This window comes from Gimesia aquarii (assembly GCF_007748195.1).
Classification (GTDB): Bacteria; Planctomycetota; Planctomycetia; order Planctomycetales; family Planctomycetaceae; genus Gimesia; species Gimesia aquarii.
Map to the genome: position 1 here is coordinate 195,422 of NZ_CP037920.1, position 13,901 is coordinate 209,322.

Here is a 13,901-nt window from a genome sequence, read left to right on the forward strand (position 1 = left end):
CAAAACTGTGATATGAGTTAGTAGTACCGGAGGGTGGGGTTGAGTAAATCTTGATCAGTCATAGGGTGTTTCTCAATGAATAAGTTTACTACTGCATTCTGATACGATGTTATCAGAAAAATCAAGTACAAATTGATCATCAAGAAAGCTCTGTTGTCAACAAATCACTGTGGCATTCTATGATTTGGCTTGGTCATTATTAATTCACGATAAATTTTGAAACAAAGAATTTGATGCAGTTAGTAAAATCAAATATGTAATTATTGTTTATCTTGACTTATAGGTGCCAGTTACAAAGATACTATACTGGTTTCTTGAGCTGGGTTTTGGAAATCAAAGTGGTTTTAAGGGCAAGAGTTCGAATTAAAAATAAGTTCTGAGAAAATTTTCCAGCAAAAGGATACAGAGTAATTTTCTTATATTTGACACATATCTGAATGGTGATGAGTTTGAATCCATCTACAATAACCTCACTAATCACTATTGGACGAGAACAGAGATTTCGAACTCAGCAAATAATTAAGGCGGAACTGAATACGGTAATTGGACAGGCACGTCTTGGAAACATTCGCCCATTTATCAAACTTCAGTGGCCGACAGTTCATTTAGATGATTGGCAGTGGGATATTCTTGAGTCGTTATTTGATCCAACGATTCGCCGGGTATTTGTAAAAGGAAACACCGGTTGTGGAAAAGGAGCTGCCGCCGGGATTGCCTGTTGCATTTATTACCATATTTGGAAGGATGCCAAAATAATCATTACCCGCGATTCCATGAAAATGGCACAGAAGATTGCCTTCGGAGAAGTTGATAAATGGTGGCGTCAAATGTCTATTAAGCCTCCAGGAAATCTTCTAGTTTCTGGAGTATATGAAAACAAGCAGCACTCTATTTCTCTCGCAAATCCAAAGCATATAGAAGGATTTCGTGGGTCTCATTCACCACATGTCTTTTTTTGGTTTGATGAAGCAACAGCACCGAATCTTGAAGATAAATATAAGTTAGCAAATACCCAGGCGAAAAAATTTCTTGCACTTTCAAATCCATCCACACTAGCTGGTACATTTCGGGATTCATTTCCAATCGAAGGTCCTGACAAAACGCAGACGATTGTTGATCAATACGGTAAAACACGTTGCATTACAATTAGCGGTTGGGACTGTACTAACGTTAAACAAAAGTGTCTTGAGCAACCGGTTTCACCGATAGGTGGAATCAAAATCGCGGGAACATTTTATCCGCACGGCGCTCCAATTTCGAAAGAACATTTTAAACAATGCCAGCAAATTATCCCGGGACAGACATGCTATGATGAATTTATAGCATTACTAAACGATTCTGATCCACTGATTCGGAATGTTTATGCACTTGGTAAGTTTCCTGATCAGGATCCCAATAAGCAGATTATTTTACCAGAATGGCTCGTCGCACCTACAAAATTTTGGAATCGCTGGCATCATCTATGGATACGTGCTAATCAGGATAGACACCAGTTAGCATTGAAATTATTAGAGCGTGTTTTACCAGTGGAAGGGTTTGGTCTTGATGTAGCAGCTTCTCGATATGGAGATACTTCAGTACTGGCTGTAGGAGGGCGTAATGGAATTCGCGCAATACATGAATGTCAGTTTTCTGATACTCAGCAAACCATGTGGTGGGTTTTAGAGACTGCGCTTTCTTACGGAATCGATTTGAAGCAAGGGCATGTTCCAATTGCCATAGACTGGGGAGGCGGATATGGCAATGCTGTCGGAGATCCATTAAAGCGACTTAATGTGCATGTGATCGAAGTTCACGGAAATACAACAAGTAATCTCAACCCGCAAAAATATGCAAATAAACGGGCAGAACTCTATGGTGAAGCTGGAAGACGTCTTGACCCAGCGGGTGACTTTCGCATGATCCCTTTTAGCTTACCCGATAACCAAACTTTAAGAGCAGAATTAATTGCTCCGATAAAAATATATTCAGGTCATGATGGAGAAAAGTACTACATTACTCCCAAGGATCGTCGTGGGGCTGATGAAAATTATATGGGAAAAACCTTGCGTGAGATATTAGGGAGATCACCGGATCGCGCCGATGCAGTCGTATACTGCTTATACGCTTTGAGAGATCAGCGTCGGCGTCGATTGATTGTTGCATAATAATGTTAATTGAGGCTAAAGATCAATTAAAATATTTCGATGGAATAGGAATGACCAATAATGTGGAACCCTTTTCGGCAGCTTGCCACACTTTTTAAATCCAATCGTTTTGCCGTAGCACTTCGAACGGCTCTTGGGTCAGGACAACCTGGATCATGGAGTACTGACCATCGTCAGGAATCAGAACAATTTATCGGTTGGACTTTCGTCGCAGTTAAAGCGATTTGTCTCCAGGCAATGCAAGCATCTGTCTTTGTTTATGATGATTCGTTAAACGGGTCAAAACAAAAAAGAATGAAGCAACGAGCTCAAAAGGAATTTGAATATATTCAAATAAAGAGTTTATATGCAGGAGAAAACGGAGACTCAATTCCACTACCAAACAATCATAGTTTATGTATGATCTTAAAACGACCTAACCCAACTCAATCGGGAGCATCTTTTCGTTATGAGCGTGTTTTACAGTTGCAGCTTACAGGTACAAGTATCGTATGGAATGTGCCTAATAAATTTGGTAAAACCGTCCAACGATATGTGATTCCCACAGCCATTGCTTCACCAGTTTCTCCAACTGAGGATTTGCCAGAAGGAGGATATAAAATACAACCTGCCTTGTTACGTTACAATCATGCAGCTCATGGTAGCAGGTTTTTAGAGTCTGGAACTTTTCATCAGATTGCTGGAAAAATTATTCCTCTCGCACAGTTACAAATTACGCGCTGGCCACATCCTGTTTACAAGGACGATGGTCAATCTCCTGTAAGTGCTGGTGCTAAATGGATTGATTCAGCAAATCAAATTGATGCAGCACGATGGTCTCAAATGAACAATGGAGCCGATCCCTCAATTGTTGTTACATGTGGGAAAGAGATGAATCCAACTCGAGAAGAGCTCGAAGCAGCTGCTGCTATGTTTGAACAAAAATATGGTGGTACTGAAAATACTGGCAAAGCGATATTTACAACAGGCGAACAGGTCGTTTCATTGACGGCGACTCCCAAAGACATGGATTACAATCAGTCGTTCCTTCAATTTAGAGACGCAATTCTTGCTTTACATGGTGTGCCAGGAATTGCCGCTGGTATTTCAGATGGAGGAAGTTATGCCGCTTTTTATGCTAGTTTAAAGCAATTTATTTCCCTTACGGTACAGCCAATTCTGGACCTGTTGGCGGAAGATGATACAGAACATTTAGCCCCTCAATTCGGTGAGAATTTGACGATTGAAATAGAAGCAGCTCACATAGATGATCCTGATATCCTCGAAAAACGTCTGGCAACAGATATACGAGCACAAATAATAAAAGTGGATGAATTACGCGCAATTAGAGGATTACCTCCTCTAGGGTCGGAACGAGGAGGAGATCAATTAGTGATGCAAGAATCAAAACAACCGATTTTTTCTGAGGAGCAGGAATCAAACGGTTCCAGTCCTCCTACTTTACCAACAAGTAAAGTTTTTCAGAATCCATCGAAGCTGCAATCGCTAAATCGTTTCGTCAGGTGCTCACACAAATAAAACTTTTCATGTTCGAGTTCGATTTTTTTCAGCACAGGCAATCAAATAACTTACTAGACTACCACTTGCAATGTTCACCGTGACTGCTGCAGTGGGAATCCATTGAAAACTAATTGGGTCTAAGTCATTCGAATTAAAATTGGGAACAAAAATTGGTCCAGAAAAAGCAATCAAAACAGCGGTTGTCGTTCCAAGTATTGCACCTATCAGAACGCCCATCGGTCTGGCAAAGGGAATGAATAGAGCAAAAAAGAACAAACAGAAGATTGGGGTTGTTAACAAATTTGCTGTTTTATTTGTGACCGCAGTAATATTTCCTGGTATTTCTCCCATTACCGAGCTTGCTAGTACAACGAACGCTCCTATACCTAATGCAAGAAATCTTGCAGTAAGAACATGCCCTTTTTCTGTTTTGGGTGTTCGGCCAAAACGGTCTAGAAAGTCTGTCATTACAACAGCGGTAATTGAGTTAACTCCAGAATCAATGCTTGACATAGCGGCCGCAAACATGGCAGACACGACACAGCCAGAAACTCCTACCGGGAGATGGTATGCAATAAAATGTGGAAAGAATTTATCGGCGTCTTTTTTAAGGTCTATGCCCGCTGGGATCTCATTAGGAAATTCTTTGAAATATCCTAATAATGCAAATCCAACTAGTGCTAATGTGATTGAAACAACTACCGACACAATTAACTGAATCGCTAATGACTTTCGAGCTGTTTTTGCATCTTTCGTAGACATAAATCGTTGTACAGAAACCTGGTCCCCGCATGAAGTGGCTATATACCAGATTAAAACAGACAAAAACGTACCGACATAGGTGATACGGGTTGATGGATCAAAACTAATAAAAGGTTGTGTATCCCAATTCGTATCCCACTCTGTCGGAAACCAGCTAATACCACCCAAGTGGTAAGATATCGTTGCAATTACTAACCATGCACCTCCAAATAAGAGAATCGTCTGGATTACATCGGTGATTACCACGGCCCGTAACCCACCTAAAGATGTATAAATGATGGCTACAGAACCCGTTCCTAATACGATGAACGGGATCCAATCTTCGCCCACGTTAAGCATAGTGGTAATTGCACTAGCAGTTAAATAGACTAATAGTGACATCCATACTAAGCGAAGGCAAATGAACATAATCGCTCCGAGTAGGCGAATACCCAACCCTAATTTTTCTTCCAGAAGCTCGTAGGCGCTTGTTACGCGCTGTTTCATATAAACTGGCAACATTACAAATCCTACGATGATAAAGATGAAGGGCATAGCTAAATCTTTGACTAGATACACTGGCCCTTTACCGAGGATTTCTCCAGGAGTAGAGAGATACGTTATTGTGCTGAGTAGTGTAGCGAATAAAGAGACACCGATCAAAATCGGGTTCATTTGGCCGCTTCCTATGAAATATTCCGAAGTGTCATTTTGCCTTCTACTAAAATACCATCCCAAAAAAATCGTTGAAACCGCATAAAATGCAATGATGACCCAGTCTATGTAATGCAATCCTTTATTCAGGGTGAGAGGTTCTGGATGAAGTGAGGATTGTGATTCCGCCGCTGAGAGAGGGGTAAGTAAAAAAAGAAAGACTAACAGAGAAAAATAGAATAGTATCGATTTCAAAATACGTTTTCCTGTTTGGTTTAAATAATTAAAGCGATATGCTGGTATTTGTGACTGAAAGTTGTATTCAGTATGCTCACTTCAGATCATGATTTCAATTCTGTTGTTCCAAAGTTAGAGAAAACAAAATCATTCGTGTTCAACATAGCTATAATATGGTCAAGATTCTTGTTTGAAGTGCTTTGATTTCTAGTAAGGCAATTATCTAGGAACACGTTGTGGTCTTGAATTTTTTGAAAAAAGTAAATCGAACTCAATTTTATATAATGTGTCATTCACAATGAATCAAAGTCTGTGATAAGTCCAAGCTCGATTATATGATTAGATGGTCAACGTTAGTGTCCGTTCCATTCGTGATTTGAAAGATTGTAAATATCATGCCGATGAATAGTAAAATTCGCTTCAGTAAAAAAAGGGCATGGAGTCACGACTTACCGATCAGTTTTCTGATGCAACAAGGCGTAGAAAATCCAGGCGTCCTATCCTTAGCTGCTGGACTAGTTGACCAGAACAGTCTACCGGTTGAACTGACCAAGAAATCGTTCGATCACCTTTTTTCCAATCCAAAGGCTGCTAGAGCAGCCTTGCAGTATGGCACTACTGCCGGCTCGTTATCATTAAGGTCCCTGCTACTTTCACATGTGTCTAATTTAGAGGAAAAGTCAGCCAGAGAATTAGGGATAACGGTTGATAATATTATCGTAACGACTGGTTCTCAGCAGTATTTATCACTGCTTGGTGAAGTACTACTTGATCCAGGTGATATTTGTCTGGTTGCTGCTCCTACATATTTTGTATTTTTAGGAGTCTTACAAGGATTAGGTGCAAGAATTGTATCAATTGAAACGGATGAATTTGGAATGCGTATGGATTCTCTTGAATCGACCCTCGGCATACTAGAGTCTCAAGGGCAATTAGAGAGAGTTAAGATGATCTATCTGGTGAGTGATTATGAAAATCCATCTGGTATTTCTCTTTCTCAAGATCGTCGTGGACAGGTTGTAGAAATCGCGCAAACATGGTCAAAGCAACAGAAAATTTTCATCTTAGAAGACTTGGCTTATCGTGAACTTTGTTATGACGGACCTGTAGTACCCAGCATCAGAAGTTTTGATTCCACCGGTGAAACAGTGATTCTGACTCAAACATTTTCCAAAAGTTTTTCTCCAGGGTTAAGAGTTGGGTTTGGAGTTGCTCCAAAAGAAGTCTGTGCCGCAATTTGTGATAAAAAAGGTAACGATGATTTTGGTTCTACGAATATGAGTCAACAGGTTCTTGCTACTGCCTTGCGCGAAAATTTTTACTACGAGCACGTGGAAAATTTAAGAGAAGTATACCGTGAAAAAAGGAATTGTATGTTAGAGGCCGCTGACACATATTTTTCGAACATACCGGGCGTTCGTTGGGTTCATCCAAATGGCGGACTGTATGTTTGGATGACATTACCTAACAACATAGAAACAGGCTTTGCTAGTCCCTTGTTTCAAAAAGCAATTCACGAGGATAAAGTAATGTATGTGCCGGGAGAATTATGTTACGCAACCGATCAAAAACTTGACTTTGATAAGCAGCCTCCCATTCAAAAAAATCATATGCGTCTTACATTTGGTGTACAAAACCACGAAGGAATTCAAGAAGGAATGAAGAGACTGGCAAAGGCGGTTAAATCTTTCATTTAATAAAGGTTAGATCGACATGTGTCAGAACCAAAATATAGAATGCTTCGTATTTGAAGAATCGATTAAAGAGAGTTTGGCGATTGTGACGATAGGGCAGATAGGGTTTGGTGGTTCGATTTTCCAATAAAGAAAGGCTGATTTCTGGTCGCCGATCTAAGTTTTAAATCGCCAAACAATAACGACTGTCTTCCCTCTCATAGTAAGAATCGTAATGGGCATTTGTGATTCATGCCATTCAGGATGTTGCCGATCATTCGCAGTTCCTATTTCTGGTGCAGACATTCATCGATTTACTCATCATCAGAATAAGTCTTTCTGGGACTTTGCCTGTAGGTGGGAAGATTCAGAGGGACTTATTTCGCGAAATCTTGCGCCACATTTCTTCTTTGCAGACGATCCGACAATTCCTTTCGTGGTCTGTTTAAAGCATGTTCCCAGTCACTCATTCCCAGGAACTACTAAGTGCCGTTTTCTGATGGAGTGCCTTCCAGATGAAGAATATCCCAAAGGGCTAGGGCGTTGTAGTATTTATGGCGATCGTCCGCATACTTGTCGCAGTTTTCCTGCAAAACTAAACGATTCGAATGAGCTGGCAATTCTTTACGAGATTCCAAGTAATGGACGCGATGGTGAACCAGCTTACGACTTATGTCCGCGACAGTGGAGTGCTTCAGATTTAGAACCGAATGATACAATTCAGAGTTTAGTGATCGCTCAATATGAAATGACTTTCTTTAAGAAAATTGCAGCGATTTGGAATCAAGATCCGGGAGAATGGAATAATTTCCCAGAGTTCATTGATATCATCTATTCAAATCGAATTTCTTCAGAATCAAAAAATCACTCTGAGCCGATTCCACATGAAATCGAAGAAAAAGAATCACATTCGGATCAGGACTCTGGAAAATTTCGCAAAGCGGCTTAATTAAGGGGCCAATAGAGAAATTCGATTCTATTGTTGTAGTTATGAATTACAGCATTGTGCTAAAAAAGCTTGATTTAGACGTATTGTTTCTTATCGATTCCTATTGAGTTTTCTGATTCAAAGTTTGATAGGTAGGGTATGAAATTTCTATTTCAGACTTGGTGATAATCTATTGCAAAGTAAAGCACAATAGATAAATTGCCACATTCCTGATAATACTCGCTTACAAGAGTATTAAATTTCTCAATAAGTCTTACAGACTTGAAATCCCAGAAATTCATTTTCTTTCGATACGCTTTATCATACCGCTAACCCGATGGCTTTCTGAGATTCAGGCATATGAGTCTGGGATTTCTAGCAGACTCTTTAGATTGTATGATTTAATAAATCAATTCCTGAATTGTGTGCATGCTATACTTCCATTGCCACTAAGTGGCCGATGCTTGATGATGAAAAAATCTGCAGTACTTCACGTATTAAAACGTAGAAAATAATTTCCAATCAGCTTGACCTGTATGTGCCGAATCTTAAAACACTGCCCTGTCACAAACATTAAATGTTTCCTTTAGGGGTAAAAAGTGAAAACAAAAACAACAGATTCGCTTCAGGACATTCTCAAAAACCGAACAAAAAAATTCGGTACTTTTTCTAGAGTTGCTGAAAAGTCATCTGATCTTTCTTTGACATGCCAGTCACAACCGATGATTGATGAACGGTTAATGTCTGCACGTGCAACCATTAATACTTCACGAGAGGATCGTGAAGGTGATATTATCGTACCAAAGGGAGTACACCTCGAAAATTTCAGTAAAAATCCAGTTGTGCTTTGGGAGCATGGTTTGGGAGAGATAACTCGTCCCATTGCCAAATGCCAGCATCCCGATGGAAAAATAGCTTTGTCAGTTGAAGAGGATCAAATAACAGCAACTTCCTACTTTACTGATAAAAGTTTAGAGTCTTTACAGATTTTTCATCTCATTGCTGAAGGGCTAGTTAGGGCAACATCAGTTCGCGCTGTTCCAATCAAATCATTTACCAGAAAAACATCAAATGATGGAATAGGAATTGTTCTTGAGGAATGGGAATTGATTGAATGGTCTTGGGGGGCGTTAGGTGTAAATCCTGATGCGATTGCACGAACTCTAAATCAAGGGATAATTGAAGGAAAAAAAATTTCGGACACACTTCTAAAATCTCTCAAAGCCGTGCTTCCTCCGACGAAATCTCTGACAATACCAGGGTGGACACAATCAGATAATAATTTACTACACGAAAATCATGAAGTAGGGATAAAAGAAGATCAAGTTAGTCCTAACAAAAATTCCATTCTTAAGACTAAAGCCACAAACGCGGTGCCATTTGATTTAAATGATTTTATTCGTTTAGAAAAGCTATCTCAAGCAAGTAATTTAACTCTTCCTCAGCGCCAAATTTTGACTGGCATTTTAAAGCAATTAAATCCAATTCCGTGCAGTCAATTCTCTCACGATGAAAAAAAACTCGAACAGAATGTTGAAGAACTTACACATGCCGTAGAGGAACTTCAACAGAAGATATCTGATCTACTACCTGCTTGAATGAAATCATTACGGGTTATTCTCAGAGCTCTAACTAGAAAATTCCAAAGTCGCTGGACAAATCGTAGGTCTATCGAAATATCAAGTTCAATTTTTAGAAAGAATATTTTTATGTCTGAGTTACTAGAAGAGAAAGTAAAGTCTTTGTCATCAAACATCGAAGATTTAGTGAAAAGTGTCGACCAGTTAAACAGCCCTGATATGAGTGGAATTCATCATGACACACAGGGCAGACTTACTAGTTACTGGGAAGCCGAAGATAATCAAACACCGCAATTTTCATTAAGTAAATCCCACGTTAAAAACTTCCGAACTTTTCCAACTGGGTATAAGCCTTTTTCTCAATTCAACTCTTTTGGAGAATTTATTCGATGTGGTTTTAAGGACCGAAGTGAAGTGATTGCGAAGACAAAAAAATCTTGGGGTATGTGTAAGGCGATTCAAGGTATGTCAGAAATTGTAGGCGCTGATGGAGGTATCTCTGTTTTACCAGAATTTCATCAGGAGATACTGACTCGCATCTATCAAAATGACATTTTCAGCCGGACAGACCATTATCAAGTGGCTGGGAATAATATGACATTCCCGACTGATTCTGAAACCAGTCGTGCCAATGGATCACGCGCTGGAGGTTTACGTGCTTATTGGGTTGGAGAAGGTGATCCACTAACTGGAAATTCACCGAAACTAGGCGAAGCGACACTAAAACTACATAAATTAGCAGTGTTAGTTTATTTGACTGAAGAATTAATAAATGACAATGGAATGGCACTCGAATCCTATGTCAATAAAAAAGTAACTGAAGAAATAGAGTTTACTTTGGGTGAGTCGATCTTTAATGGAAACGGAGTGGGGAAACCTTTAGGGGTTATGCAGTCAGCGGCACGTGTAACAGTTCCAAAAGAAGCAGGGCAAGCAGCCAATACGATTGTAGCTGAAAATGTCCTGAATATGTGGAGTAGACTAAAAGCTTCTTCGAGACTGAATGCAGCCTGGTTTATTAACCAGGACACAGAACCTCAACTCCATCAAATGAGTTTGGGAGTATCTACAGCTGGTGGTCAATTAGTTTATATGCCACCAACAGGTTTGTCAGGTGCTCCCTATGCAACTTTGATGGGGCGTCCAGTAATTCCAACGGAGTTTAACGAAACATTGGGAACAGAAGGAGATATTCTACTAGCTAGTCTCGATGATTATATCACTATCAGTAAGGGGGGAATCGAACAGGCAGAGTCAATGCATGTCGAGTTTCTTACTGATCAGTTAGCTTTACGTTTCATCATGCGTATTGATGGAAAACCTTGGGAAACTCAACCATTAACACCTTATAAAGGCACTGCCACTCAGTCTAGTTTTGTCACTCTGGCTACCCGTGCATAGTGACCAATAGCGGAGAGCAGCTATTCGCGCTTTATTTTTTCTTCCCAGAAGTTTAACCAAAAATGATAAGGAGATTATCCTATGTTCAATAAAGAATTCCTCGAAAGTCACGATATCATACCTGCTTTGATGCCCGCTGATTTATCAGCGGCAGCAAATACAGGGGATCGAGTAAATTTACAGAACTATGATCGATGTGTTTTTGTCTTATTGGCTTCGATTGGAACTGCAGGTGATGATCCCGTGATTTCCGCACAACAGCACGATGCCGCATCTTCTGGTAATTCGAAGGCGCTCAATTTTACGCGCATACGGCATAAAGTTGGGGCAACGGGAATCGATGCAGTTGGGCAATTTACTTTGGTAGAACAATCGGAATCGGATAGTTATGACACTACTACCGTCGATGGCGCAGAAAATGAAGCCATGATTGTCATTGAAGTCCTAGCTGAAGACTTAGATTCAGAAAACGGTTACACATTTGTTTCATTTAATGTTTCTGATGTTGGCTTGAACTCACAGTTGGGAGCAGGATTTTATATTTTACAAGGAGCAGGTTATGTAAATGAAATCAAACAGTCGGCCCTCACGTAGAACAGTTGTATTTTCTGTTCCCCATTTTTTATCAGGAATCAATATGATGAATCAGAGAATAAAACAATCAGGAAAAACAGCACAAATTAATTCGATGGCAGAACAGATATTCCTCCGAATGTGTACCACAGCACAGCATGGTTTTGATGCATCGCACTACGTAAGAAGATCTTACGAACTTGCAAAAGCCTTCTATCAAAATATTGATAAAGTAAAAACATCATCAGATAGCGGTGAAAAAAAATAGACAAAAAATAATCCAGACCAAGCTTTGATTATTAAGAATTGGTTCACATCGTAAGCGATAGTTAGAACTCGTATGGAGAAACTGATTGAAGATGGCACTCACTTCTAGAGCGAACATCAAAACAATGATTGGCGTTGGTGATACTTCACTCGATAACGTGATCGATTTGTTGATACCTCAGGCTGATGCCATTATCAAAGGATATCTTCAGCGAGATGTTGAACAGGTGACTTATACTGAATTTTATAATGGGACAGGTAATCAGGCCCTCATCTTAAACCAAGCACCCGTCCAAGAGATCATTTCGGTTCACGAAGATCGAGATGGTTATTATGGGGATGGCATGGATGCTTTCCCCGCGTCTGCAGCTTTGACTCAGGGGATCGACTTTGTGTTAAGAAAAGACGAAATCACAGTGGCTACAGTAAGTAAGAGTGGCATTCTCTATCGTATTGGTAAGACCTGGTTTCGGCCTCGTTATCGACAACACAGACAGCTTTCCAATGCTCCCGGAATAGGAATCGGTAATATTAAAGTCTCATACATTGCGGGTTGGTCTGTTGTACCTACAGATATTCAGTTTGCGGCAAACAAACTTGTGATCTCCATGCTTGAGTCCCGTAGTAAAGCAGGACGATTACAGTCTGAGAACATTGAGGATTACTCATACAGACTTGCAAATGGAGAAGATGAAGTACAAGCATTAGATTCAGTCAAAACATCACTGGCTCGATATAAGAGGATTGTGATCTGATGGTAATAGTAGAGCAGCTAAAAAACTTGTATTTGAAAATGCCAGGTACAGAGCCCGTGACTGTAACGACCAAACGAGGTGTGAATCAGGATATTACTGAGACTCAATCAGTTTCCCACGCTTGGCAGAGAGCAATCTCTCGTGATGATGTGACAAATGGCGTGGTAAATTCAGTTGTAGAATCCATTGTGTGGAATATTCCCGACATTTTACTGGTTGGAAAAAAAATTGAAACAGGAGACACGATTACAGATTCAAATAGTGCGGTTTGGACCGTGTTGTCTATTGATCTAGTGCGGCTGCGAACTCATTGGCGTTGTATTTGTCGGAGAGAAAAATAATGCCTGCGATTCTTGAGAATATTCTGACAACAGTACAAGCCGAGATTCAGGCTCTCAATCTGACAGATATACCGGATAGTCACATATATTTACAGAAGGTACCGACTACCAGAGATTTTACAAGTAATGACTTTCCGGCAATTTTAATTACTCCGATGGGGGTGCCAAAAATAAACCCACAAGAAGGTACGAATTTACGAGATCAAATCGAATACCCGATCGGGGTTTTTATGGTGGATAACGATAATCAGAACCAAACAATCAACCGGGATAAATACCTGACCTGGTATGAACAGATAATGAAAAAATTCCGCACACCACGATTGGCTGGTGTGAGTTCAATCGTAAACAGTTTTGTTGCACCTGGGACCGTCGTCGATCAGGACTGGTTTCAAGTCGGAGAATATCATGCTGGTTTAACCCTGTGGTTTATTAGTTGGGAGACGAGATAAATGAATAAAGAAGAAAAACAGGAAATCTCAATATATGAAGTGCCCGTCATTTCGGTGCACACGGCTTATGGTCGGTTAATGTTCAAGACGGAGGATGAAGAGAAAGCGCTTGAGTTGTATGCTGAGTCTATGGGCTGGAGCCTCGATAAATTGAAGATTTTAAAACCCACGGTCAAAGCAGAGAAAGTTGTTCGGCCATGCCTAAAGAAATCAGAATCGAGGAATTATCCAGATTCCTCAACGAAACAGTCAACGTTACCAAGCAGCCCCAAAGCAAGCATGTGATGACTGAGATTATTGAGCAGTCGAAAGAGCAAATCAGGATCGGTTTTGAATCTGGAACAGCTCCTGATGGTTCGAAATGGTTGCCGTTAAAGTATCCCAGACCGCCACACAGGAATCAGAACAATAAGCCGTTGATTGATACGGAGACTTTGATGGATAGTGTGACGGTCAACCACGAGGAACACGTTGAAGGAGTCACAAATGAGGCACTGACATTGGGAACTTATGTTGAATATGCGGGAGTTCATCAGGAAGGCTCAGGGAATATTCCTCAGCGTCAATTCTTGGGATTCAATAAAAAAGTAATGGATCATGCCACGGAAACGGTGGCTGATCATGTAATCAACCAAATCGATATCATATGAGG

14 protein-coding genes are annotated in these 13,901 nt (G+C 40.2%); 13 read left to right on the top strand and 1 reads right to left on the bottom strand.

Features of this window, described 5'->3' with window-relative positions:
* The first annotated feature begins 443 nt into the window (after nucleotides 1–443).
* Both V144x_RS00795 and V144x_RS00800 read left to right on the top strand, forming a co-directional pair.
* Nucleotides 444–2,147, top strand: a complete 1,704-nt coding sequence (locus tag V144x_RS00795) for a hypothetical protein (protein ID WP_232102672.1) — start codon at nucleotides 444–446, stop codon at nucleotides 2,145–2,147.
* A 60-nt stretch (nucleotides 2,148–2,207) separates the two neighbouring features.
* Nucleotides 2,208–3,665, top strand: a complete 1,458-nt coding sequence (locus tag V144x_RS00800; protein WP_144979942.1) for a phage portal protein — start codon at nucleotides 2,208–2,210, stop codon at nucleotides 3,663–3,665.
* Between the two features lie 6 nt (nucleotides 3,666–3,671).
* On the opposite strand, the gene V144x_RS00805 is transcribed toward V144x_RS00800, so the two are convergent.
* The gene (locus V144x_RS00805; protein ID WP_232102673.1) at nucleotides 3,672–5,297 is read right to left on the bottom strand and encodes a sodium:solute symporter family transporter; all 1,626 of its coding nucleotides are present in this window, start codon (nucleotides 5,295–5,297) and stop codon (nucleotides 3,672–3,674) included.
* Between the two features lie 377 nt (nucleotides 5,298–5,674).
* Here V144x_RS00805 and V144x_RS00810 point away from each other — a divergent pair, with 377 nt between their 5' ends.
* The 11 genes from V144x_RS00810 to V144x_RS00855 all read left to right on the top strand — a co-directional run bounded on the left by V144x_RS00810 (nucleotide 5,675) and on the right by V144x_RS00855 (nucleotide 13,899).
* On the top strand, nucleotides 5,675–6,976 hold the full coding sequence (locus tag V144x_RS00810) for an aminotransferase-like domain-containing protein (protein WP_144979946.1): 1,302 nt from the start codon (nucleotides 5,675–5,677) through the stop codon (nucleotides 6,974–6,976).
* Nucleotides 6,977–7,187: 211 nt separating this feature from the next.
* A complete protein-coding gene (locus tag V144x_RS00815) occupies nucleotides 7,188–7,901 on the top strand; it encodes a YkgJ family cysteine cluster protein (RefSeq protein WP_144979949.1) in 714 nt (237 codons plus the stop codon).
* A 578-nt stretch (nucleotides 7,902–8,479) separates the two neighbouring features.
* Complete coding sequence (locus tag V144x_RS00820; protein WP_144979958.1) at nucleotides 8,480–9,478, top strand: hypothetical protein; 999 nt, start codon at nucleotides 8,480–8,482, stop codon at nucleotides 9,476–9,478.
* Nucleotides 9,479–10,861 carry a phage major capsid protein gene (locus V144x_RS00825; protein WP_144979960.1) on the top strand — a complete coding sequence of 461 codons (1,383 nt, stop codon included), beginning with the start codon at nucleotides 9,479–9,481 and terminating at the stop codon, nucleotides 10,859–10,861. It abuts the gene before it with no gap.
* Nucleotides 10,862–10,942: 81 nt separating this feature from the next.
* Nucleotides 10,943–11,455: a hypothetical protein gene (locus tag V144x_RS00830; protein ID WP_144979962.1), complete on the top strand. Its 513-nt coding sequence runs from the start codon at nucleotides 10,943–10,945 to the stop codon at nucleotides 11,453–11,455.
* 43 nt (nucleotides 11,456–11,498) lie between these two features.
* Entirely contained in the window at nucleotides 11,499–11,702 is a 204-nt protein-coding gene (locus tag V144x_RS00835; RefSeq protein ID WP_144979964.1) for a hypothetical protein, read from the top strand.
* A 91-nt stretch (nucleotides 11,703–11,793) separates the two neighbouring features.
* A complete protein-coding gene (locus V144x_RS00840; RefSeq protein WP_144979966.1) occupies nucleotides 11,794–12,456 on the top strand; it encodes a phage head-tail connector protein in 663 nt (220 codons plus the stop codon).
* Nucleotides 12,456–12,797: a hypothetical protein gene (locus V144x_RS00845; RefSeq protein ID WP_144979968.1), complete on the top strand. Its 342-nt coding sequence runs from the start codon at nucleotides 12,456–12,458 to the stop codon at nucleotides 12,795–12,797. The genes V144x_RS00840 and V144x_RS00845 overlap by 1 nt, the downstream gene beginning before the upstream one ends.
* Complete coding sequence (locus V144x_RS00850; protein ID WP_144979970.1) at nucleotides 12,797–13,249, top strand: hypothetical protein; 453 nt, start codon at nucleotides 12,797–12,799, stop codon at nucleotides 13,247–13,249. The genes V144x_RS00845 and V144x_RS00850 overlap by 1 nt, the downstream gene beginning before the upstream one ends.
* Nucleotides 13,250–13,534, top strand: coding sequence for a hypothetical protein (locus V144x_RS28235; RefSeq protein WP_197998999.1), 285 nt, complete (start codon nucleotides 13,250–13,252; stop codon nucleotides 13,532–13,534). It begins immediately after the preceding gene.
* Entirely contained in the window at nucleotides 13,447–13,899 is a 453-nt protein-coding gene (locus V144x_RS00855; RefSeq protein WP_144979973.1) for a phage virion morphogenesis protein, read from the top strand. The genes V144x_RS28235 and V144x_RS00855 overlap by 88 nt, the downstream gene beginning before the upstream one ends.
* Nucleotides 13,900–13,901: the final 2 nt, after the last annotated feature.